Origin of the sequence: Microbispora sp. H10830 (assembly GCF_014161375.1) — a bacterium.
Lineage (GTDB): Bacteria > Actinomycetota > Actinomycetes > Streptosporangiales > Streptosporangiaceae > Microbispora > Microbispora catharanthi.
In genome coordinates this window covers 18,503-40,735 of sequence record NZ_JABBWX010000007.1, presented here as the reverse complement: position 1 = coordinate 40,735, position 22,233 = coordinate 18,503, and the positions used below count along the sequence as shown (strand labels likewise).

The 22,233-nt window shown below is 70.1% G+C and carries 23 protein-coding genes and 1 riboswitch; of the genes, 7 read left to right on the top strand and 16 right to left on the bottom strand.

What is annotated here, in order from left to right:
- Positions 1–2: 2 nt before the first annotated feature.
- Both HHX35_RS19015 and pepN read right to left on the bottom strand, forming a co-directional pair.
- Positions 3–554, bottom strand: coding sequence for a LemA family protein (locus HHX35_RS19015; RefSeq protein ID WP_182900379.1), 552 nt, complete (start codon positions 552–554; stop codon positions 3–5).
- A 222-nt stretch (positions 555–776) separates the two neighbouring features.
- Positions 777–3,341 (bottom strand): aminopeptidase N, encoded by a 2,565-nt coding sequence (gene pepN / locus HHX35_RS19010; protein WP_182900124.1) that lies wholly within the window; start codon positions 3,339–3,341, stop codon positions 777–779.
- A gap of 182 nt (positions 3,342–3,523) precedes the next feature.
- Here pepN and HHX35_RS19005 point away from each other — a divergent pair, with 182 nt between their 5' ends.
- Both HHX35_RS19005 and HHX35_RS19000 read left to right on the top strand, forming a co-directional pair.
- The gene (locus HHX35_RS19005) at positions 3,524–4,132 is read left to right on the top strand and encodes a DsbA family protein (RefSeq protein WP_139576483.1); all 609 of its coding nucleotides are present in this window, start codon (positions 3,524–3,526) and stop codon (positions 4,130–4,132) included.
- Between the two features lie 95 nt (positions 4,133–4,227).
- A complete protein-coding gene (locus HHX35_RS19000; protein WP_182900123.1) occupies positions 4,228–5,634 on the top strand; it encodes an aldehyde dehydrogenase family protein in 1,407 nt (468 codons plus the stop codon).
- 4 nt (positions 5,635–5,638) lie between these two features.
- On the opposite strand, the gene def is transcribed toward HHX35_RS19000, so the two are convergent.
- Positions 5,639–6,127: a peptide deformylase gene (gene def / locus HHX35_RS18995; protein ID WP_139576481.1), complete on the bottom strand. Its 489-nt coding sequence runs from the start codon at positions 6,125–6,127 to the stop codon at positions 5,639–5,641.
- A gap of 107 nt (positions 6,128–6,234) precedes the next feature.
- On the opposite strand from def, the gene HHX35_RS18990 reads away from it, so the two are divergent.
- On the top strand, positions 6,235–6,705 hold the full coding sequence (locus tag HHX35_RS18990) for a ribose-5-phosphate isomerase (RefSeq protein ID WP_139576480.1): 471 nt from the start codon (positions 6,235–6,237) through the stop codon (positions 6,703–6,705).
- A gap of 22 nt (positions 6,706–6,727) precedes the next feature.
- Here HHX35_RS18990 and HHX35_RS18985 read toward each other — a convergent pair whose 3' ends face one another.
- Entirely contained in the window at positions 6,728–6,895 is a 168-nt protein-coding gene (locus HHX35_RS18985) for a hypothetical protein (RefSeq protein ID WP_182900122.1), read from the bottom strand.
- Between the two features lie 54 nt (positions 6,896–6,949).
- On the bottom strand, positions 6,950–8,179 hold the full coding sequence (locus tag HHX35_RS18980; RefSeq protein ID WP_182900121.1) for a GNAT family N-acetyltransferase: 1,230 nt from the start codon (positions 8,177–8,179) through the stop codon (positions 6,950–6,952).
- 117 nt (positions 8,180–8,296) lie between these two features.
- Here HHX35_RS18980 and HHX35_RS18975 point away from each other — a divergent pair, with 117 nt between their 5' ends.
- Positions 8,297–9,409, top strand: a complete 1,113-nt coding sequence (locus HHX35_RS18975) for a PP2C family protein-serine/threonine phosphatase (protein ID WP_139576478.1) — start codon at positions 8,297–8,299, stop codon at positions 9,407–9,409.
- 4 nt (positions 9,410–9,413) lie between these two features.
- Here HHX35_RS18975 and HHX35_RS18970 read toward each other — a convergent pair whose 3' ends face one another.
- Positions 9,414–10,019, bottom strand: a complete 606-nt coding sequence (locus tag HHX35_RS18970; RefSeq protein ID WP_182900120.1) for a response regulator transcription factor — start codon at positions 10,017–10,019, stop codon at positions 9,414–9,416.
- Positions 10,020–10,209: 190 nt separating this feature from the next.
- On the opposite strand from HHX35_RS18970, the gene HHX35_RS18965 reads away from it, so the two are divergent.
- Complete coding sequence (locus tag HHX35_RS18965; protein WP_182900119.1) at positions 10,210–11,514, top strand: RIP metalloprotease; 1,305 nt, start codon at positions 10,210–10,212, stop codon at positions 11,512–11,514.
- A gap of 19 nt (positions 11,515–11,533) precedes the next feature.
- Here HHX35_RS18965 and HHX35_RS18960 read toward each other — a convergent pair whose 3' ends face one another.
- The 3 genes from HHX35_RS18960 to HHX35_RS18950 all read right to left on the bottom strand — a co-directional run bounded on the left by HHX35_RS18960 (position 11,534) and on the right by HHX35_RS18950 (position 13,267).
- On the bottom strand, positions 11,534–12,043 hold the full coding sequence (locus HHX35_RS18960; RefSeq protein ID WP_182900118.1) for a DinB family protein: 510 nt from the start codon (positions 12,041–12,043) through the stop codon (positions 11,534–11,536).
- A gap of 37 nt (positions 12,044–12,080) precedes the next feature.
- Positions 12,081–12,635, bottom strand: coding sequence for a dihydrofolate reductase family protein (locus HHX35_RS18955; protein ID WP_182900117.1), 555 nt, complete (start codon positions 12,633–12,635; stop codon positions 12,081–12,083).
- A 161-nt stretch (positions 12,636–12,796) separates the two neighbouring features.
- The gene (locus tag HHX35_RS18950; protein WP_182900116.1) at positions 12,797–13,267 is read right to left on the bottom strand and encodes a hypothetical protein; all 471 of its coding nucleotides are present in this window, start codon (positions 13,265–13,267) and stop codon (positions 12,797–12,799) included.
- A gap of 383 nt (positions 13,268–13,650) precedes the next feature.
- Here HHX35_RS18950 and HHX35_RS18945 point away from each other — a divergent pair, with 383 nt between their 5' ends.
- Positions 13,651–14,889, top strand: coding sequence for a serine hydrolase (locus HHX35_RS18945; RefSeq protein WP_182900115.1), 1,239 nt, complete (start codon positions 13,651–13,653; stop codon positions 14,887–14,889).
- Positions 14,890–15,047: 158 nt separating this feature from the next.
- Here the strand turns inward: HHX35_RS18945 and HHX35_RS18940 are convergent, their stop codons facing one another.
- Positions 15,048–15,908: an alpha/beta fold hydrolase gene (locus HHX35_RS18940; protein WP_182900114.1), complete on the bottom strand. Its 861-nt coding sequence runs from the start codon at positions 15,906–15,908 to the stop codon at positions 15,048–15,050.
- Positions 15,905–17,053 carry an NAD(P)/FAD-dependent oxidoreductase gene (locus HHX35_RS18935; protein ID WP_182900113.1) on the bottom strand — a complete coding sequence of 383 codons (1,149 nt, stop codon included), beginning with the start codon at positions 17,051–17,053 and terminating at the stop codon, positions 15,905–15,907. The genes HHX35_RS18940 and HHX35_RS18935 overlap by 4 nt, the downstream gene beginning before the upstream one ends.
- Positions 17,054–17,141: 88 nt before the next feature.
- Between HHX35_RS18935 and HHX35_RS18930 the strand changes: the two genes are divergently transcribed.
- Positions 17,142–17,693 (top strand): TetR/AcrR family transcriptional regulator C-terminal domain-containing protein, encoded by a 552-nt coding sequence (locus tag HHX35_RS18930; protein ID WP_182900112.1) that lies wholly within the window; start codon positions 17,142–17,144, stop codon positions 17,691–17,693.
- A gap of 209 nt (positions 17,694–17,902) precedes the next feature.
- Here HHX35_RS18930 and HHX35_RS18925 read toward each other — a convergent pair whose 3' ends face one another.
- The 5 genes from HHX35_RS18925 to HHX35_RS18905 form a co-directional block, all read right to left on the bottom strand.
- Complete coding sequence (locus tag HHX35_RS18925) at positions 17,903–18,247, bottom strand: hypothetical protein (RefSeq protein ID WP_182900111.1); 345 nt, start codon at positions 18,245–18,247, stop codon at positions 17,903–17,905.
- 96 nt (positions 18,248–18,343) lie between these two features.
- Positions 18,344–18,904 (bottom strand): HAD domain-containing protein, encoded by a 561-nt coding sequence (locus HHX35_RS18920; protein WP_259405188.1) that lies wholly within the window; start codon positions 18,902–18,904, stop codon positions 18,344–18,346.
- Positions 18,905–18,925: 21 nt separating this feature from the next.
- A complete protein-coding gene (locus tag HHX35_RS18915; protein WP_310739169.1) occupies positions 18,926–19,837 on the bottom strand; it encodes a hypothetical protein in 912 nt (303 codons plus the stop codon).
- 34 nt (positions 19,838–19,871) lie between these two features.
- Positions 19,872–20,010: riboswitch (cyclic di-AMP (ydaO/yuaA leader) on the bottom strand.
- A 70-nt stretch (positions 20,011–20,080) separates the two neighbouring features.
- Complete coding sequence (gene galT / locus HHX35_RS18910; RefSeq protein WP_182900110.1) at positions 20,081–21,139, bottom strand: galactose-1-phosphate uridylyltransferase; 1,059 nt, start codon at positions 21,137–21,139, stop codon at positions 20,081–20,083.
- Between the two features lie 93 nt (positions 21,140–21,232).
- Positions 21,233–22,036: a DeoR/GlpR family DNA-binding transcription regulator gene (locus HHX35_RS18905; RefSeq protein ID WP_182900109.1), complete on the bottom strand. Its 804-nt coding sequence runs from the start codon at positions 22,034–22,036 to the stop codon at positions 21,233–21,235.
- Positions 22,037–22,233 lie beyond the last annotated feature (197 nt).

Genomic DNA, 22,233 nt, shown 5'->3' with positions numbered 1-22,233 from the left:
GATCAGAACCTGACCTGCACGGGGCCGCGCTCCTCGCCGGGCGCCCGGAAGTACTCGCGGGGCGTGAAGCCGGTCATGCCGGCCACGATGTTGGCGGGAACCGTCTGGATGGCGTTGTTGTAGGTCAGGACGGCGTCGTTGTAGTACTGCCGGGAGTAGGCGATCCGGTTCTCCGTGGCGGCCAGCTCCTCCTGGAGCTCGGCGAAGACGGCGCTCGCCTTGAGGTCGGGGTAGGCCTCGGCCACCGCGAACAGGCTCTTCAGCGCGCCGGACAGCATGTTCTCGGCCGCCGCCCGCTCCTCGGGGCCCCGGGCGCCGATGGCCTGGGAACGCGCCGCGACGACGGCCTCCAGTGTGGCCCGCTCGTGGGCGGCGTAGCCCTTGACCGTCTCCACGAGGTTGGGGATCAGGTCGTAGCGGCGCTTGAGCTGCACGTCGATCTGCGCCCAGGCGTTGTCGACGTTGTTGCGGGCGCGTACGAGGCGGTTGTAGGCGGAGACGAGCGTCGCGACGAGGACGGCCACGACGGCGAGGACGACGATCATGGGGATCATGGCGATCACGGGCCTTCTGCACGGACGGTGGTCCCGGCCCGTTCACCCTGTGAACGGCCCGGCGCGCCCATGGCACCCCTGATGCCTTGCACCGGGCTTGCGCCCCGCTTTCACGCTCCCGCTCACGTTCCCGCCCGCCGCGCCACCTGTCCCCTGGCACGCCCGAGGGCCCCGGCGGTGTGCCGGGGCCCTCGGGGTAGTGATCGTGCGGCCGGACGCGGATCAGGCGGAGGCGTCCCGGGCCCGGGCGCGCAGCGCCCGGCTGACGCCGTCCGCGCCCTCAAGCAGCAGACGGCGCAGCGCGTGCGGCGGCTGCTCGGCGCTGATGTGGTCCTGCGTGCGGGCCACGGTCTCCGGACGGATCAGCAGCGCGGGGTAGCAGCCGATGGCGAAGTTCTGCGCCATGTCGGAGGTCCACTCGCTCCAGACCCGGCCGACCTCCTCGAAGTACCGGTCGGCGTACGGTTCCAGCAGCTCGGGGTGGTGCGGGTCCACGAAGCCGAGGATCGTGGCGCGCAGCAGCGCGCCGCTCAGCTTCCCTCCCACGATCGTCGCCCAGGTCTCGGCCTTGGCCTCCGGGGTCGGGATCGAGGCCCGGCTGGTGGCGGCCGAGCGCTCGCCGGTCGCCGTGGCGTCCCTGGCCAGCTCGGCGTCGATGTCCCCGGCGCCGAGGACGCCGCCGGACACGAGCGCCTGGATGAGCGTCCAGCGCAGGTCGGCGTCGACGGCCAGGCCCTCGGGCGCCTCGGTGCCGTCGAGCACGCCCTTGAGGAACGCCAGGTCCTCGGACGAGGTGGCGGTCGCGGCGAGGGCGTTGACGTAGGCGAGCTGGTGGTCGGAGCCCGGCTCGGCCGCCGCGACGAGGCGGCGCAGCGCGCCGGCCAGCTCGGTCAGGCCGGTGGCCCGCCACGCCGGGTCGGCGTACTGCTGGACGGCCTGGCGGGCCTGGCGCAGCACGGTCTGCAGGACGGTCATGTCGCGCACCGAGTCGATGCCGGAGACGACCAGCTTGACGTAGTCGCGGGTGGCCATCTCGGCGTCCCGCGTCATGTCCCAGGCGGCCGACCAGCACAGCGCGCGGGGCAGCGACTCGGTGAACGCGGTGATCCCGCCGCCGACGAGGGTGCGCAGCGACCGCTCGTCGAGCCGGATCTTGGCGTAGGTGAGGTCGTCGTCGTTCACCAGCACCAGGTCGGGCCGGCCCTCGCCGACCAGCTCGGGCACGGCCGTGCGCGCGCCGACGATGTCGAGCTCGACCCGCTTGGTCCTGGTCAGCACGCCGTCGCGCAGGGAATACAGGCCGATGGCCACCCGGTGCGAGCGCAGCGTCGGGTGCTCCTGCGTGGCCTCCTGCAGCACGTCGAAGCTCAGGAACCGGCCCTCGTCGTCGGTGGTGAACGACGGCCGCAGCGTGTTGACGCCCGAAGTCTCCAGCCACTCCTTCGACCAGGACGACAGGTCGCGCCCGGAGGTGCGCTCCAGCGCCGACAGCAGGTCCTGCAGGGTGGTGTTCTTCCAGGCGTGCTCGTTGAAGTAGTCGCGCACCCCGGCGAGGAAGTTGTCGAGCCCCACGTACGCGACGAGCTGCTTGAGCACCGAGGCGCCCTTGGCGTACGTGATGCCGTCGAAGTTGACCTCGACGGCCTGCATGTCCGGGATGTCGGCGGCGATGGGATGGGTGGAGGGCAGCTGGTCCTGCCGGTAGGCCCAGGCCTTCTCGACGTTGGCGAACGTCGTCCACGCGCCCTGGCCCCACCGGGTGGCCTCGGCCTGGCACAGCACGGACATGTAGGTGGCGAACGACTCGTTCAGCCACAGGTCGTCCCACCAGCGCATGGTGACGAGGTCGCCGAACCACATGTGCGCCATCTCGTGCAGGATCGTCTCCGCGCGGCGCTCGATGAGCGCGTCGGTCACGCGCGAGCGGAAGACGTAGTCCTCCAGGAACGTCACCGCGCCCGCGTTCTCCATGGCGCCCGCGTTGAACTCCGGCACGAACAGCTGGTCGTACTTGCCGAAGGGGTAGCGCAGGCCGAAGACGCGGTGGAAGAAGTCGAAGCCCTGCTTGGTGACCTCGAAGATGTTGTCGGGGTCGAGGTACTGCGCGAGCGAGCGCCGCACGTAGATCCCGAGCGGGATCCCGTCGTGCTCGTCCCGCACGACCGCGTACGGCCCGGCGATGAGGGCCGTGATGTACGTCGACATGACGGGGGTCGGCGGGAAGTGCCAGCGCTTGGCGGCCTGCAGCGTGCCGTGCCGCCCGCGGTGCTCCTCGAGCGCCTCGGCCGCGTCGGGGGCGGCGTTGGACACCACCTCCCAGTCGGCGGGGGCGAGGACGGTCAGCTCGAAGGTCGCCTTGAGGTCCGGCTGGTCGAAGCAGGCGTACATCCGGTGCGCGTCGGCCGTCTCGAACTGGCTGTGCAGGTAGACCTGCTGGTCCACGGGGTCGACGAAGCGGTGCAGGCCCTCACCGGTGCGCATGTAGGAGCAGTCGGCGTCCACGCGCAGCTCGTTGTGCCCGGCCAGCCCCGGCAGCGGGATGCGGCCCTTCTCGGCGTCGTAGGTGCTGACGTCCAGCTCCCTGCCGTTGAGTACGACCTTCCGCACGTGCGCGCCGTGGAGGTCGATGAACGTGTCCGCCCCCTCGCGGTCCGACGTGAAGTGGACCGTCGTGACGCTCTCGAACCGCTCCTCGCCCTCCGTCAGGTCGAGTTCGACCTGGTAGGACTGGACGGAGAGCAACCGAGCACGCTCCCGAGCCTCGTCCCGTGTCAGATTCCCTGCCACACCCGCTCCTCATCGCATGATCAACGCCCCCGATCCCCGCCGCCCCGTCGCGTCAGGGATTGCATGAATCCTGCCACGTCGCGGCGACACGGCGGATTCGAGATCGCTCCTACCTGGAATAGGAGATTTCCTGCCCGGGTTGACGACCGAGGGAACCATAGTCCGTTCGAGAGGGTGCCACAGTGTCCGACCGAAAGCTTGTCGATTTCTGGTTCGACCCCGCCTGCCCCTGGGCGTGGATCACTTCGCGCTGGATCCACGAGGTGGCCGCGCTCCGTCCCGTCGACGTGCGCTGGCACATCATGAGCCTGGCGGTGCTGAACGAGGACAAGGACATCCCCGCCGACTACCGCGAGCGGGTCAAGCAGACGCTCGGCGCCGTACGGGTGCTGGCCGCCGCCGCGGACAAGTACGGAGAGGAGGTCCTCGGCGACCTCTACACCGAGATCGGCAGGCGCTTCCACGACGAGGGGCGCGAGCGCGACCGGGACACGATCGCCGAGGCCCTCACCGCCGCCGGGCTCGACCCCGCGCTGGTGGCCGCCCACGACTCGGACGAGTACGACGAGGCGATCCGGCGCTCGCACGGCGAGGGCATCGACCTGGTCGGCCAAGAGGTCGGCACGCCCGTCATCGCCGTCGAGGGCGCGGCGTTCTTCGGCCCCGTCGTGTCGCCCATCCCCAGGGGCGAGGCCGCCGCGCGCCTGTGGGACGGCGTCCTGCTCGTCGCCGGCACCGACGGCTTCTTCGAGCTGAAGAGGTCGAGGACCCGCGACCCGATCTTCTCCTGAGACTTCACAGGCTCCTTCACCCTCGCGCGAACCGACCGGAAAGGTTTCCGCTGGAAGGCTCGCCATCTGACAGCGGAGGCGCAAGGATGAGTGACATGCGTCACCTCTACGTGAACGGAGCCTGGGTCCCGTCCTCCTCCCGCGAGGCCGTCGACGTCGTCAACCCCGCGACCGAGGAGGTCGTGGACCGGGTGCCCGCAGGGGCGCCCGCCGACGTCGAGTCCGCCGTCGCCGCCGCCCGCGCCGCCTTCCCCGCATGGTCGGCCCTGGAACCGGCGGAACGCGCCGCGTTCCTGGGGGCGGCGGCCGGGCTGCTGCAGGAGCGTGCCAAGGAGATCGCGGCGACGATCGCCACCGACATGGGCGCCCCGCTCACGCTCGCGCTGAAGGTGCAGACGCTGATGCCCGCCGAGGTGCTGGCCTCCTACGCCGACCTCGCCAAGCGGTACGAGTTCGACGGCGGCCGCGTGGGCAACTCGCTCATCGTGCGGGAGCCCGTGGGCGTGGTCGGCGCGATCACGCCGTGGAACTACCCGCTCCACCAGGTGGTGTGCAAGGTGGCCCCGGCCCTCGCGGCGGGCTGCACCGTCGTGCTCAAGCCGAGCGAGGTCGCGCCGCTCGCGGCGTACGCGCTGGCCGACATCTTCCACGAGATCGGGCTGCCGCCCGGCGTGTTCAACATGGTCAGCGGCCACGGGCCGGTCGTCGGCGAGGCCATCGCCGCCCACCCGGACGTCGACATGGTCTCGTTCACCGGGTCCACCAGGGCCGGCCGCAGGGTCGCGGCCCTCGCGGCCGAGACGGTCAAGCGGGTGGCCCTGGAGTTGGGCGGCAAGTCGGCGAACATCATCCTGCCGGACGCCGACCTGGAGAAGGCGGTGAAGAACGGGGTCGCGGGCGCCTACCTCAACTCGGGCCAGACCTGCTCGGCGCTGACCCGGATGCTCGTCCACTGGGACCAGTACGACGACGCCGTGCGGCTCGCCGTGGAGGCGGCCGGTGCCTACGTCCCCGGTGACCCGTTCGCCGAGGGCACCCGCCTCGGGCCCCTGGTGTCCGCCGCCCAGCGCGACCGGGTCGTCAGGTACATCAACCGCGGCCAGGAGGAGGGTGCCCGCCTCGTGCTCGGCGGGACCGACAACCCCATGGAACGGGGCTACTACGTCGAGCCCGCGGTCTTCGCAGGCGTCTCGCCCGGCATGTCGATCGAGCAGGAGGAGATCTTCGGCCCGGTGCTGTCGATCATCCCGTTCGCGTCGGAGAACGAGGCCGTCGAGATCGCCAACGGCACGCCGTACGGGCTGTCGGGGGCGGTGTGGGCGGGCACCGAGGACAAGGCGCTCGCGGTCGCGCGCCGCCTGCGCACCGGGCAGGTGGCGATCAACGGCGGCCGGTTCAACACGATGGCGCCGTTCGGCGGCTACAAGCACTCCGGGATCGGCCGCGAGCTCGGCGAGTTCGGCCTGGACGAGTTCCTGGAGGTCAAGGCCATCCAGCTGTAGGACGTCAGGGCGTCTGCAGGAGGATCTTGCGGCGCTCGTCCTTGCCCAGCCGGTCGACGTACAGCGTGCCCTCGAGGTGGTCGAACTCGTGCTGGAAGCACCGGGCGAGCATGCCCCGGGCCTTGACGATGACGGGCCGGCCGAGCTTGTCGACCCCGCGCACGGTCACTCCGGCGGCGCGGGCGGTCGGGGCGTACAGCGGCTTGCCGGTCTCCTTGCCGGGCACCGACAGGCAGCCCTCCTCCTCGACGACCTGCTCGGGGTCGTCGATCGTCAGCTCCGGGTTGATGACGTGGCCCTTGCGGTTGCTGATGTCGTAGACGAACAGCCGCCGGCCCACGCCGATCTGCGGCCCTGCGAGCCCGACGCCGTCGGCCTGGTACATGACCGCGAACATCTCGTCGATCAGCCGGCGCAGTTCGCGGTCGAAGTCCGTCACCGGTTCCGCGGGGGTGCGCAGGACCGGGTCGCCGACATAACGAAGCTCGCGCATGACACTCCTGTCAGGCCGGAGGTGTAAGGGACGGAGGCCCGTCTTGGCTATTACTTTAGTGGAGCCCGGGGTCGTCTTCGCCAGAGGCTTTCTGGGAAACTTGTGCCGTGCGTGTCTACATCGGTGCCGACCATGCCGGCTACGAGCTGAAGAATCACCTGGTCTCCTGGCTGAAGGAGCAGGGCCACGAGGTGGAGGACTGCGGTCCCCACGTCTACGACGCGGAGGACGACTACCCGCCGTTCGTGCTGCGGGCCGCGCAGGGCGTGGCCGGCGACGCGGGCAGCCTCGGGGTCGTGATCGGCGGCTCGGGGAACGGCGAGCAGATCGCCGCCAACAAGGTGCGGGGGGTGCGCGCGGCCCTCGCCTGGAACGAGGACACGGCGAAGCTGGCCCGCGAGCACAACGACGCCAACGTGATCAGCCTGGGCGCCCGCCAGCACACGCCGGAGGAGGCCGCCAGGTTCGTCGGCCTCTTCCTGGCCACGCCGTTCTCCGGGGCCGAGCGGCACGCCCGGCGGATCCGCCAGCTCGCCGACTACGAGACCACCGGCGAACTGCCGCCGCTGCCCGCCTGAGCACCTCTGGCCGTACCTCTGGCTAGTGGGTGTCCCTGTCCCTGTCCCGGCCCCGGCGGGGCTCCCGCCGGGGCGTCTCGTCGCGCAGCGGCCGCTGGTCGGCGGCCTCCTGCTGCTCGGACGTGGGCCGGGACACGTCACGGGCACGCATGGCCGTGATCGCGGTGATCTGCAAACTCTGCAGCGCCATGCCTCGAAGCCTACGCGGTTTCGACGCCCGCGCCCCGGCTGTCGGCGGTGCGTCTCAGAACACCCGGCAGCCCCAGGGGGCCGGGTCCCACGCCATCGCGGCCGACAGCTCGCGCAGGGCCCCCGGCCGGTGCTCCCGCACCAGCCCGGCGTCCGCCGCCGCCCGCAGGGGCCGCCCGCCCAGGTACGCCGCCCCCAGCACGTCGACCGGCAGCGTGAGGTCGGCGGGCGCGCCGGTCGGTTCGCAGGACGCCTTGTCGGTGACGAGGCGCCGGCGGCCGGCGTTCCACGGGCAGATCTCGTCCTCGACTTCCAGCACCAGGTCGGCCGGGGCCGCGTACGCGCGGGCGGCCAGGGCCCGGTCCACGTCCACCAGGCGGATCCACAGATCGTCGAACCAGACCGCGTTCAGCTGCCGGGGTTCGGCCAGCAGGTGCGTGATCGGGTCGTCCACCGGCCGCCGCCCGGCGTGGACGACCGAGCACAGGTCCCGGTCGAGGACGCCGCGCCAGACCAGCGCGTACGCCGCGGGATCGGAGGCCATCAGCTCCAGGAGCCGGACCTCCCCGTCCGGCACGGCGTGCTCGTTCCAGTCGGCCTTCGCCCGGAACAGGGCGTAGCCGCGCGCCCCCGTCGCGTCCTCCGCGAGCAGGCAGCGCAACGGGCCCATCCCGCCCCGGTCGTGCTCGGTGTCCGGGATGATCTCAGTCCGCCAGAACCCGTCGGACCTCGCGTACATGCCGGGACGGCCGGGCCGTACGGCGTCGTAGACCCGCCGAAGGCCGGGCAGCGCGTCGGCGGGGTCGGCCACGCGCAGGCGCAGCGCGGGATCGGCGGGGGCCGAGCGCGTGAAGGCCGAGCCGTGGGTGGGGATGCGGAAGGACAAGGTGTCGGCGGCCCTGCCATACCCGAAACGCCCGTAGATGCCCGCCTGGCTGGCGTAGAGCGCGGCGACGGCCTCACGCCCGTCCTCGTGCAGGCCGTGCAGCTGACGGGTCATCAGCGCGGTCAGCACGCCGCGGCGGCGATGCGAGGGGAGCACGCCCACCGACGTGACGCCGGCCACGGGGATCGGCCCGCCGGGGACCGTCATCTCGAAGGACAGCGCGCCGGCGCAGCCGACCATCAGATCGCCGTCGAAGGCGGACAGCAGGCGGTCGAGCTCCAGGACCTCGCGCCAGCGGTCGGCCATCTCCATGGGATAGGTGGCGCTGAACGCCTCGTAGTCGACGGCGACGAAGGCCGGCCACTCGAATTCCCCGATGGGACGAACGGTGATGCTCATCGAATCACCGTAGAAGCGGGCCGCCGGGTGAGGCGACCCAATATCCGTGCCGGATGATCTAGACGTTGGTCAAGCAGGTGCCGCCACCTGGGATGGCCGGATACAGTCGAGGCCATCATGACTTCCCGTCCGGCGCCGCTGATCCCTCCTCGGCTGCGCGCGCTCCTGGCGCGCGTGCCACTCCTGGTGCCGTTGGTCCGCTTTGTCAGGAAGGTTTGGTCGAAGGACCGGTACCTCCTCATCGCTCTCGTCGTGCTCACCGTCGTGATCGGCGTGCTCGACGCGGAGGTGTCGCCGTACTGGTTCTCGCCCTCGCTGCTGATCCTCTTCACGCTGATCGGCGGCCTCCAGCTCCGGCTGCGCAGCCTCGCGATCCTGCTGTGCGTGGTCGTGGCGTCCCTGGCTTACATGGGACCGATCAGGGGAGTGCTCAGCGTCGGCCCCGGCCTGCTGATCACGATGGCCTTCACCGCCGCGCTGGCCTGGATGATGGCGCGGACGCGGGGCAAGCTCGGCGTCCAGGGCCTGCGCGGCGACGCGATGCTGCTGGAGCTGCGCGACCGGCTCAAGCGGCAGAGCGAGCTGCCGCCGCTGCCCAAGGACTGGGGCGGCAAGGTGGTGCTGAAGCAGGCCGGGGGATCGTCGTTCGGCGGCGACTTCGTCGTCTCGATGCGGGAGGGCGACCGGGTCCGGGTGGCGGTCGTCGACGTGTCCGGCAAGGGCGTGGACGCGGGAACCCGCGCGCTCATGCTGTCGGGCACCTTCGGCGGCCTGCTCGGCTCGGTGGACGACTTCCTCGTCGCGTGCAACTCCTACCTGCACCGCCAGCTCGGCGACGAGGGGTTCGTCACCGCCGTCCACCTGGAGCTCGACCTGTCCACGGGGGAGTACACGATCACCTCGGCCGGGCACCCGCCCGTGGTCCGGTTCGACTCCGGGTCGGGCACGTGGCGGGTCTCCACGGCGAAGGGCGTCGTGCTCGGCGTGGTGCCCGACCTGGCCTGCGAGACCGACAGCGGGGTGCTGCGCAAGGGCGACGCGCTCATGCTGTTCACCGACGGGCTGATCGAGCAGCCCGGCCGGGACATCGACGCCGGGCTCGACCGGTTGCTGGGCGAGGCCGAGCGGCTGCTGCCGTCGGGATTCCGCGACAAGGCCCGGCAGCTCGTCCAGTCGATGTCCTCCGGCCACAACGACGACTGCGCGCTCGTCCTGATCTGGCGGCCCTGAATTCCTACAACCAGCCGGAGTCGGTGGCGATTCTCACGGCGTCGACGCGGTTGCGCGCTCCCGTCTTGACGAGGACGCGCGACAGGTGGTTGCGCACGGTGCCGACGGACAGGCCCAGCTCGGCGGCGATGTCCTTCGAGTGCCCGCCCCCCGCCGCGAGCCGCAGCACCTCGTGCTCCCTCGGCGTCAGCGGGCAGTCGGCGGCCTCCAGCGCGGCGACCGCCAGCTCGGAGTCGACGACCCGGCGCCCGGCGGCCATCCGGCGGATGCCGTCGGCGAGATGCTCGGGGGCCACCTCGATGCTCAGGTAGCCGAGGACGCCCGCCGCGAAGGCCCGCTTGAAGTGACCCGGGCTGGGCTGCGCCGACAGCAGCATCACGCGGCAGCGTGGCGCCTTCTCTCCCAGCCGCGCGGCCGCGGTGAGCCCGTCCACTCCGGGCAGGTCCGCGTCGATGACGGCGGCGTCCGGCCGCACGTCCAGGGCCGCGGGCACGATGTCCTCGCCCGACCCGACGTCCGCGACCACCCGCAGGTCGTCCTCCCCGTCAAGGGACGCGACCAGGCCTCGCCGTACCAACGGAAGGTGTTCGGCCACCAGGATCCGGATCAAGGTTCTCCCCTCTGGACGTCTCTCAAAGGGTGATCGACCAATTGCGTACTGTCAACGAAGTGTCCCCAATCGGTCACACATGGGCAAGCCGCACCCGTCCCGGAAAAGTCTTCACCCTCGTGCGGGTGGGCTACGCTCGAAGGGTGCTTCGTCCGCCAGGGCACCTTCTCCGATTCGGGGGTACGCGCTGATGAGCTGGCTCTTCGTGGCCGGATTCGGGATCCTCTTCGTCGGTCTGCTGGTCTCGATCGCGCTTCACGAGATCGGGCACCTCGTGCCCGCAAAGCTCTTCGGCGTCCGCGTGACCCAATACATGGTCGGCTTCGGGCCCACGATGTGGTCGCGCAGGCGGGGCGAGACCGAGTACGGCGTGAAGTGGGTTCCGCTCGGCGGTTACATCCGCATGATCGGCATGCTCCCGCCGCGTCCCTCCGACGCGCCCGGCAAGCTGCGCAGCGTCTCCACCGGTCCCTGGCAGGGCCTGATCGAGAACGCGCGGGCGGTCGCGTCCGAGGAGATCCGGCCGGGCGACGAGGACCGGGTCTTCTACCGCAAGCCCTGGTGGCAGAAGGTCATCATCATGGCCGGCGGCCCGGCGATGAACTTCGTGCTCGCGTTCGTGCTGTTCGCGGTCGTGATGATGGGCTTCGGCGTCCGTGAGCTGACGCCTGTCGTGTCCTCGGTGTCCAAGTGCGCCATCCCCGCAGCCGAGGCGGAGCACCGCGACTGCCGGCCGAGCGATCCCCTGACGCCCGCCGCCAAGGCCGGTCTGCGGCCCGGCGACCACATCGTCGCCGTCGGCGGCGCGCCGGTCGCCGACTGGGAGGCCGCGCAGCGGCTGATCCGCGAGCACGGCTCGGGGGTGACGACGCTCGGCATCGAGCGGGGCGGGCAGCGGGTCGACGTGAGCGTCGACCTGATCGCGCAGGACATGCCCTCGCTGACCGATCCCGACAAGGTCGAGAAGAACGTCGGCTTCCTGGGCGTGAGCCCGACCGCCGTCGTCGAGAAGAAGGGCCCCGGCTACGTCGTCGGGCAGATGTGGGACCTGACCGAGCGCACCGCCGTCGCGATGGTCAACATCCCCAAGAAGATGGTCGGCGTGTGGAACGCCGCGTTCTCGGGCGAGAAGCGCGACCCGAACGGGCCGATCGGCATCGTCGGGGCCGGCCGCATCGGCGGTGAGATCGCCGCCTCGGACCTCTCGGTCGAAAACAAGATCGAAATCTTCATCAACCTGCTGGCCGGGCTGAATCTCGCCGTGGGCATGTTCAACCTGATCCCGCTGCTGCCGCTGGACGGCGGTCACATCGCCGGCGGGCTGTGGGAGGGCGTCAAGCGGGCCTTCGCGCGGGTGCGCCGCCGGCCCGTCCCCGGTTACGTGGACGTGGCCAAGGCGCTCCCGCTGACGTACGTCATGGCGGCCCTGCTGGTCGTCATGGGCGGCCTTCTCATCTACGCCGACCTCGTCAACCCGGTCCGCCTGTCCGGCTGAGCCCCGCCGGGCAGGGGGGCTACTCGCCCGTCGCCCCGTCGATGCGCTCGCGCAGCAGATCGGCGTGGCCGTTGTGGCGGGCGTATTCCTCGATCATGTGGCACATGATCCAGCGCAGCGAGTAGTGGACGCCCTGGCGGTCCGTCTTCGTCATCGCGTCCAGGTCGGCGCAGGCCTCCTCGGCCGCCCGCGCGTGCTCGATCTCCGCGTGCCAGGTCGCGAAGGCGTCCTCGGCGGACGCGGTGTCCACGTTGTCGAACTCGCCGTCCGGGTCGTCGTCGCTGTAGTAGATGCCGCCGAGGTCCTCGCCGTTCAGCCGCCGCCGGAACCAGGAGCGCTCCACGTCGGCCATGTGCCGTACGAGGCCGAGCAGCGACATGCTGGAGGGCGGCACGGAGCGCAGCCGCAGTTGCTCCTCCGTGAGGCCCTCACACTTCACCGCGAGGGTCTCACGGTGCCAGTCCAGCCAGGCGCGCAGCATCGCGCGCTCTCCCGCGACGACAGGGGGATCGATACGTGTGTCGGTCATCCTGGCATCCTGCCCCGAGCCGGGGCGCGGAGTCATGTCAATTGAAGCTCGCCGGCCGGTATTCGAGCAGGACGACGCGCGAGTCGAGGACCCTGGTGCCGGCCAGTTCAAGCCCGGTGCGGGGGTAGCCGGCGTACGCGGGCTCCCGGCCGTCGCCGCCCAACGTCAGGGGGAAGACCATCGCCCGGAGCCGGTCGACCAACCCGAGCTCCATCAGGCTTCTCACCAGCGTGAGGCTGCCGATCGAGCGTAGCGGCACGTCCGACTCCCGCTTGAGCGCCGTGATCCGCTCGGCGAGGTCGCCGCGTACGAGCCGGGTGTTCTTCCAGGCGAGCGGCTCGCGCAGGGTGTTGGAGAAGACGGCCTTCGGCAGGTCGTTCATCCGGGTGCTCGCCTCGTCGGCGGCCGTGGACGAGATGGCCGCCAGCGCCTCATAGGTGACGCGCCCCATGAGCATCAGCTGCGGCTGCTCGGTCGCCTCGCGTATCCAGGCGTCGAGGCCGGGACCCGAGTAGCCGAAGAAGGGCCCCACGTCCACACCGGCGGCGAAGCCGTCAATCGACACGAACAAGTCCGCTATGAGTTCAGCCACGGCGTGACCCCTTCAGCGCATCCGGTTCTGCTCAGCATTGTCTGAGACAGCACGCGATATCGCGGCATCCTTGGGTCATGCCTCCAGAACCGGTGTGGAGGTGAGGAATCCCATGGTCTGCCGACGGCGCACATGAGTATGGTCTCCATTCAGCAGGCCGGTCAGGAAACCCAGCCCTCATTACTGCGATGTTCTCCGAGGCCGACGGAACTGAATTCGTCGAACAAGCCGTCGTTCCGGGCGCCGAGGTATCGGAGTGCTTGCGAGATGGGGCTACCTTCTACCGGGAAGGGTTCCTTCTCGCCCACCTTGAGCGGCCCGAGAACCAGACGCTCGTCATGCCAGACTGCTGCGCGCTGTTCGCCTGTTCCGCCGAAATATTCTGCCTCCACGTACGCTACGGGCCCGGCCTGTGACCAGCTGGCAATGGTGCGATCGAACCCATTGGGCAGGCGCCGAAACTCCTGCACACGATCAGCCGTATAGTCGACCACGGAGTCGAAAAGTTCGTCGGTGATGGGCAGAAGCGAAAAGCCCTGTCGCAGTGAGCCGAGCCGTGTATGGGTGAGTGCGGCGGTGACGGTGCGCAGCAGCTGGGTGCTTGCGATTACCGCCTGCACGTCATAACTCATGACGCCCCCTTCAGATATCCGGACCGGGCACGGCTTGGGCAAGCATGGCATGCCGCATGACCGACTAGGTGACAGCACGGACGTGCGGCTCTGAGCCGTTCGGCCCGGAGCCGAACACGTGGGCGGACAGCTCGCGGGCTTGGCCTCGATCTTTCGTGCCCATCCGATGGTGGGCTGCGCGGTTCGGTCGGCCGGCCGGTCAGGTCGACCATGGCGGTGAGCTCGGCGACTCGTGCTCCGGGGCGTACCTGCCTGTCGGCGTCGTAGGCGGGTGTCCACGTCGATTCGGGCAGAGCCAGGATCGCGTTCTGCCTGACAGAGATCAATTTGTGACTTTATGATCATCCCCTGGCAGCTTTTGACCAAGATCGGGGGAAATTGTCATGCTAACTCGTAGGGACTCGCTCCGGCTGCTCGCCGGCGTCGCGGCGGGGGTGGCCGCCGTACAGGCCCGTCCCGCGGCCGCGGCGACCCGCACATGGATCGTCACTGGGCAGAGCGCCCCGGCGCTGCAGCCGTTCGACGACACGCTCAAGAGCTTCATGCAGGCCCGTGCCATCCCGTACGCGTCGCTGGCGGTAGTGTGCCAGGGCAGGCTGGTGCTGGCACGCGGCTACAACTGGACGGAGAACACCGGCCTGCAGGCCGGGCCGACCTCGCTGTTCCGTGTGGCGAGCATGAGCAAGCCGGTCACCGCCACCGCGATCATGAAGCTCGTGCAGGACGGCAGGCTGAGCCTGTCCGCCAAGGTGGCGCCCATGCTGGGGCTCAGCACCGCCGCCGACTCCGACCTCGGCGACGTCACCGTGCTCCACCTGCTGCAGCACGTCGGCGGCTGGGACCGCGACAAGTCATTCGATCCGATGTTCCAGGACTTCGCGATCAGGGACCAGCTCCACGTACCGCTGCCGGTGACGCAGGCGAACATCATGGACTACACGTCGAGGTTCGAGCTCTACGCCCCTCCCGGCACCCACTTCGCCTACTCGAACTACGGCTACATGCTGCTCGGGAAGGTCATCGAGAAGGTCACCGGCCTCCCCTATGACACGTACGTCCGCCAGAACGTGCTCTCCCCGGTCGGGATCCAGCGCATGGTCCTCGGCCGCACCGCGCAGAGCCTGCGGCAGTCGACGGAGGTGACCTACTCCTCGCAGTACAGTGGGACGACCGTGCTCGACGCCTCCGGAGCCCTTGTGCCCTTCCAGTACGGCGCCTTCAACCTGGAGAACATGGCGGCGCACGGGGGCTGGCTCTCCTCGGCCGTCGACATGGCGAAGTTCACCACGATCTTCGACGCCCCCGGCCTGCTCACCTCGTCGAGCATCGCGCAGATGTTCGCCCAGCCCGCCATCGTCGACCCCGACGGCTGGTACTACGGCCTCGGCTGGTTCGTCCGCCCGGTCACCGGCGGCCTCAACACCTGGCACGACGGCTCGCTCCCGGGCACCTCCACACTCATGGTCCGGCGGTGGGACCGGCTGAGCTGGGTGGTGCTCTTCGACCAGCGCGACGACCCCTCGGGCCTCGGCTACGGCGACATCGACCCGCTGCTCCACCAGGCGGCGAACGCCGTCGGCTCCTGGCCGACGACGAACCTCTTCCCCAGCTACGGGCTCTGACCCCGCCACCCGCCGCCGGCGGCCACCGGCGAATCCGCCCGTGGCCGCCGGGCGGGTCCGCGTACTATGCCGGGGTCGTCACCTGGGCCGGTGATCAGCCGCCACTGCCCTACGGGTGGTGCCGCCGGTGCGCGGGTGCCGCTGACGGCCTCCGCCCGTCATCGCGCGCCGAAGAACTCACGCAGAGCCTGGGCCACGACGAGCGGGGCTCCGTCGTCCTCCGGCCCCGAATGCCCGACCCCCGGCAGGTCTATGCTTCGCGCGTGCGGGAGCACTTCGGCGAGTTTCCGGAGCGCGAGACGCAAGTATGCCGCGCTCTTCGTGCCGCCGAGGAGCAGCACCCGCGCATCGAGCGCCGCGTAGTCCATGACCGTGTCGGCCGTCTCCCTGATCACCTGTACGTCGAATCGCAGCGTCGGGATGAGCGCCTCGACCGGCACCTCATCGGGGGATCCGTCGCCCTGCAGGCGCGCGCCGATCGCCAGGAGCGGCACGAGGGCGAAGCGGGGGACCCTGGTGAACAACGACGGCTCGGCGTCCAAGCCTTTCATCCCCGTGACCAGAGCGGACGCGGATCTTCCCGCGGCGATCTCGCGGTCGAAGCGCGCCACCCAGTCCGTCGGCACCGAGCCGCCGATCGACAATGGAGGCTCATACAGGGCGATCCGGTCAAGGGCGGGCGTGACCAGGGCCGTACGCAGGGTGACGAGCGCGCCCGCGCTCAGGCCGAAGATCTGCGACGCGCCGGCCGCCGTGACGAGCGCCTGCAGGTCTTCGACCTCCCGCTCGACGCTGAAGTCCGCGCCGTGAGGGCCGCTCAGCCCACGTCCGCGCCGGTCGGGCACATACACGGTGAACGAGGTCGACAGAGCGGCGGCGAGCTTCGTGAAGTGCTGCGACGCCAGCATCGCGCCGTGTACGAGGATCAGTCCGGGGCCGTGGCCACTGCGGCGGTAGCCGATCACGGTCCCGTCGGCCGAACGAACCTGTTCGCGCGCGGTGCGCGGCGAATCCTTCATCGCGCGCCTACAGCCGGGACGAACATGTGCATCGCCCGCTTGCCGGTCTCCACCGCCGCGTTCCCGCGTTCCAGCAGGTCGTGCTGGTATTCGTCCAGAGCCGAGATCAGGTCCCGCCGGCCCTGATCGACCTCGGCCAGCCGCGCGCTCAGCCGTACGGCGTCCAGCATCGCGGTGCCGGCGCCGTTCCCGCCGCTGGCCGGCGTCAGGTGGGCCGCGTCGCCCAGCAGCGTGACGCGGCCCACCGGCCACGGCGGCATCGGGCGGTCGTGGACCTTGGAGCGGCCCACACCGCTCATGTCGGCGCTGCGTACCAGGTCCCGCAGGTCGGGGTGCCAGTCGTCGATCAACTCCAGCACCAGTTCGCGGGCGTCCTCCCGGTCCGGCGTGGTGGCCGCCGGGTGGTCCGGCGGTACGAGCAGCACCCACCTCACGTAGCTCTCTCTGCGGGGCATGGGCAGGCCGGGAACGAGTTCGGCGGCGGCTTCGCAGGGTTCCCTGCCGAACTGCATCCTTCCCAGCATCAGTGTGATCCCCGGTCCCTTGACCATCGTGCCGCGCCCCGGCACGAGTGCCAGGAAGCGGTCGGCGGCGGGGGTGCGGCCCATCACCCCGCACAGGCCGGCGTCGATGAGCTTGACCTCGGGCACCAACTGGCGCCGCACCACAGAGTTCCCGCCGTCGGCGCCGACCAGCAGGTCACCCGTGGCCCGCGTGCCGTCGGCGAAGAGCGCGGTGACGGTCCCGTCCGCCCCTTCCACGACGCTCTTCAGCCGTTTGCCGAAGGCGGCCCGGCCGTCCAGGTCGCCGAGCAGGATCTGCCGCAGCACCTGCCGGTCGAACGCCCTGGACTCCTCCGGTCCGGGCAGGTCGTCGCCGAGCAGCGTGAGCCGCTGGTCGAACAGCAGCCCCGGCCCGGTCAGGCTGCCGCTGGTGGCATCGGCCAGTTCGTACAGCCGTGGCGGCAGGCTGACGCGTAATGCCTCCATCGCCGGCGGCGCGAGTCCGATCCGGTAGCCCTGAGCCCGCTCGCCGGTGCCGTCGTCGGCCTCGTACACGCGTACGTCGAGACCCGCACGGATGAGGGCGTACGCGAGCGTCAGCCCGCCGAGCCCCGCCCCGATCACCAGGACACGTGTCATCATGATCCTCCATTGCAAGGTGAACAACGTTCACGTGTACATTGTTCACGTAGGCGGGGAAGGACTGTCAACCCCGATTCAGGAGGACGCGATGGGGCAGCGGCGCACCGAGGTGCTGCAGGCGGCGATCGAACTGCTCGACGAGGTAGGCCTGGACGCTCTCACCATGCGGCTGCTGGCGAGCCGGCTCGGCGTGCGAGCGAGCGCCCTGTACCGGCACTACCCCAGCAAGCAGGCCCTGCTGGACGCCATAGTCACGCACCTGGTCAGTCCAGCGGACGACGTCGTTCCGCCCTCCGACGCCCCCTGGGACGAGCTGTTGCGCGGCGTGGCGTCCGGCGTGCGCGAGGTCATGCTGGCCCACCGCGACGGCGCCCGCCTCATATCCGGCTTCCACCACCCGGGCGACGAGGCCGTCACCACCTTCAGGCGTCTCATCGCCGCCCTGATCGCCGCGGGTGTCCCGGCCGGCACGGCCACCGTCGCCGTGGACACGGCCCTGGCCTACGTCAACGGCTACACGATCGAGGAACAGGCCCGCAAGACCGGAGTCGACAGCTGGCCCAGAGAGCGCAGGGACCGTGCCTTCCACGACGGCCTCGAATTGATCATCGCCGGTGCCAGAGGAACTCTGCCGTCTTGACGTCGGCTCCGGCCGGGCCGCCCCGCCACCCGCCGTCTACGAACCACTCCTCGCGGGCGCGGATGGTCCTGGCGTGGCGGACCAGCCCGCCGCCGTCGGGCTAGAAGCCGGCGGTCATCACCGGCAGTATCGGCGACATCGTGGGTGCCTGACCTTTCCGGGCCGTCCACCGTCGCCCACGGGGTGTCCACCATCGTCCGCGAGCGTTGTCAGGCAGTTCGCCACGGAGAGACGCTCCGCCGGCGGCTTGCCGGACCGAGGTCACGTCCGTCACAAACCTCGATGTCCGTGATCGTCGTCGCGGTGGGGTCCAAGCTCAGCCAGATGACGTCTTCGCCGTTGCGTTCCAACTGCACCACCCAGCAACCTGAGGAACCTCGCGGGGCCGTCAAGAGGTTGGTGCACGTGGACCTGCAGGTGCACACGCCGTAGAACAGCAGGTCCTCGACCGTGTCGGCAAGAGGGTCGTTCTCGTCCTCCCGCAGCAGAGAGATGATCTCAGCGGTGAGGTCGGGAAACACATCCGCCAGGCGGGGATGTTGTCCGGCAGTCATGGGCTGCACGCTACACAAACGGGCATCTCGCTTATAGGCAACGGCAACAGTTGCTTGATCTGGAGTGATTGTCGAATTCTGTGGATCGCGGGTGATTCAAAAGGCTCGAAGCCATTGATCGAGGACGGCGAAGTCTTCGTCGGCGAGTCCCCTGTATGACTCCACGTGGTGAAGGAGAGCCCGACCGCTGTGGTGTACGGAGACCCACTCCCTATCGGCGTTGGTGATCTCATCGTCGACCCAGGCGAACGGGCGTCCGCCCGCCCAGTTCACGAGGGTGCGGGTCTTCCAGCAGAGCCCGAACCATTGGTCCTCACGTTTGTGCTGGTCGATTGGCTCCGGCCAGCTCACGACAGGCAGTCGCGGCAGCCCGATCCGGGGTGCTATCTCGGCATTCGCCTCCTCTTCCCAGGTTGTCGCCCAGACGAGTTCGCAGGGCAGCGCTGCCAGCCGACTCCCCACCTCGGAGGTGAGCCGCGCCAAGCGCGAGTCCGGTGTAGTGCCCCGAGGTGCGCGTTGCGGGCCCTCGCCGAAGGGGAGAAGCGGCCCGTCGACGTCGAGGAAGAGCAGTGGGCGTTCAGCGTGATCGGTCATGCTGCCCCGACCTCGCTCACGTTCGGCAAGGACGCCGCGTTCGAAGATGTCGAGACCAAACATGCAGGCAGGCGGCTTGCGGGTCTAGTACATCGAGATGTGCACGTGGTCGTAGTGATTGGCGGTGATTCCGCCGCGGTCGGACATGGTCCGCCAGCCCGGATGGCCGAGGTTGTAGATGCGCTGCTGCCAGATCACGTACATCACGCCCAGCTTCGGCCCGTTCTTGATGGCCCAGGCGGCCAGGCTGTCGCCGAGCGCCTTCATCTCGGGCGAGGGCATGGCGCCGCCCGAGCTCATCATGAAGTCGCAGGCGCGCCCGAGGGGGTGCTCGCCGCTGTTCTCCGCGCGGTAGCAGCCGACCGGAAACCGCAGGTCGAAGTTCTTTTCGACCTCGCCGCGGGTGAGCCGCATCCGGGGCGTGATGTTGTCGGAGCCGCTGGGCAGCTCCGGCGCCCACGACCCGCCCGCGCGCTTTCCCGGCGCGATCGGGATCAGCGCGTCGAGTTTGTCCTTGATCTCGTCGATGAGATCCTCGGCGTCCTCGCGCTGTCCGGCGACCTCGACGGCCTGCGTCTTCAGCTGTCCGGTCAGCGTCTTGGCGGCGTCCGCGGCCCGCTGCCGTTCGGCGCGGACCTGGTCGAAGTGTGCGAGCCTGGCGGCCTGCTCCTCCTTGAGCTGGTAGTTCAGCGCGGCGGTGTTCATGTCGGGCAGCGCCATCGCGCTCTCGGTCTGGTAGCGCAGCCCGGCCAGCTGCCGTACGGCGTCGCTGGCGGCCTCGTAGTCGGCCTCCGCCTTGGCCAGCCGGCCTCGGGCCGCCTTCTCCTCCACGCGGGCCTTGGCGAGGGCGACGCGTTTGGCGTTGTAGTCGCCGATCAACCGGTCGACCTTCTTCCGCAGGTCCGACAGCTCCTTCTTGAGCTGCTTCTCCGTCGGTTTGGGGTCGGCGGCACCGGGCGCGGCCGTGCCGAACACGAGGACGGCGGAGGCGAGCACGCCGACAGCCAGGGGGAACGCGCGGGGCAGAGCCCACTCCTCTCCATCTGCCGACCGGGTTAGCTGACGGGTTCGGGCTGGAGGAGCCCGGGCAGGCCACTGCCTTGACCCCAGGTGCGTGATTGGGTCCCCGGCTCCCGGGCGGGGCGCCCGGGATTAGGCGTACCGGTTGTGACGGCCGGTGTCAGGGATACTAGTGGTAAAGAAACCGTGGCTGCCACCAAAGTCGCAACCAACCGGAGATCAAGCCGTTATCGCTTCGCGAAGCATCCGGGCGGCCTCCTCAGGCAGCACGTCGTTGACGAACGCGCCCATGGCCGACTCCGACCCGGCCAGGTACTTCAGCTTGTTCGGCGCGCGCCGGATCGTGAAGAGCTGCAGGTGGAGGTAGGCGAGGTCGCGCCGGTAGGCGACCGGGGCCTGGTGCCAGGCCGCGACGTACGGCATGACGACGCCGAACAGCCCGTCCAGGCGGCGCAGCACCTCGATGTAGAGCGGCGCGAATGCGGCCCGTTCCTCGGGCGACAGCGCGGGGATGTCGGGCACCTGACGGTGCGGGTAGACGTGCACCTCGAACGGGTAGCGCGCGGCGGCCGGGACGAAGGCCGTCCAGTGCTCGTTGGCGGCCACCACCCGGGGGCCCCTCCGCTCCGCGGCCAGGACGTCCGCGAACAGGTTGCCGCCCTGATGGCGGGCGGCGGCGTCCAGCATCTGCCGCGTACGCGGCGTGACGTACGGATAGGCGTAGATCTGGCCGTGGGGGTGCGGCAGCGTGATGCCGATCTCGGCGCCGCGGTTCTCGAAGCAGAAGACCTGCTCCACGCCGGGCAGCGAGGACAGCTCGGCCGTACGGTCGGCCCACGCCTCGACGACCAGCTCGGCCTGCTCGTCGCTCAGTGAACCGAACGACGCGTCGTGGTCGGAGGTGAAGCAGACGACCTCACAGCGCCCGATCCCCGGCCGCACCTCGCTCAGCCCGCCCACCTGCTCGTACGCACCTGTGTTGAAGCTGAACGACGGGAAGCGGTTCTCGAACACCGCCACCTCGTACGGCGAGGGGATCTCCGAGCCGGGATGACCCGGGCAGAGCGGGCACTCATCGGCGGACGGCAGGTGGGTGCGCGTCTGGCGGTGCCGGGCCACGGCCACCCACTCGTCCATCAGGGGGTCGTAGCGCAACTCGGAGGCGAGCGGACGCGGCGGCAGGTCCCTGGCGTCGATGGCGCTGTGGTCGGCGTCGTCGCGCCGGTCGAAATAGATCAGCTCACGGCCGTCGGCGAGATGGGTGATGGTGCGCTTCACAGAGCGGTCTCCAGCTTCACGGTGCGGTGTCCCGGGTCACAGCGGGCTTCCAGATGTCCGGGGGCACAGCGGGCTTCCTGCAGAGGTCCGGCGTCACAGTGCGGTCTCCAGCTCGGTCTCCCCGGACGGATCGGCGAGGAGGAGCTCGCCTGCGTGCTCCGACAGCGCGGCGCGCGCCTCCTCCGGAAGGCCGACGTCGCTCACGACCACGCCGGCCTCGTCGAGGGCGGCGATCGTGCTGATACCGATCGTCCCCCACTTGGTGTGGTCGGCCAGGACCACGAGCTGCTGGGCGGCCGCGATGAGGGCGCGGTCGGTCTCCGCCTCCAGCAGGTTCGGTGTGGTGTAACCGGCCCGGACGCTCATGCCGTGCACGCCGAGCATGAGCGTGTCGACGTTCAGGGAGCGGACGGCCGCCACGGCCACCGGGCCGACCAGCGCGTCGGAGGGCGTGCGCACGCCTCCCACCAGCACCACGGTCTGGTCGGGCCGTCCCGCCCGGTGGAAGACGTCGGCCACCTGGACGGAGTTGGTGATCACGGTCAGTTCGGGCACGTCCACCAGGTGGTGGGCCAGTGTCCAGGTCGTGGTCCCGGCCGAGAGGGCGACGGAGCTGCCCGGCCGTACGAGCATGGCGGCCCGGCGGGCGATGGCCTCCTTCTCGGCCTGCTGCCGCACCGACTTGGCCGCGAAGCCCGGCTCCTCCGTCGAGCCGGTGCCGGTGGCGGTCGCCCCGCCGTGCACCTTGACGATCAGGCCGCGTTCCGCGAGGACCTCCAGGTCGCGGCGGATCGTCATGTCCGAGACCCCGAGGTCGCGCACGAGCTGCGCGACGCGCACCCCGCCGGTTCTGCGTACCCTCTCCAGGATCGCCTGCTGCCGTTGCTGGGCCAGCATCCACCACTCCTGTCAACAGATTCAAACAAATTATGCCTCACGAACGTGGAGACATGTTGAGTTGGGGTCCGGGTACTTGCCGCCGGCGGTTCGGGGGAGGACAGTGAGCGAAAGCCGTACTCGACGGAAGGCGGTCGTGATGGGCAGGCGCGCACGCAAGTCCAAGGCACGCAAGAAGAAGAAGGCCAACCACGGCA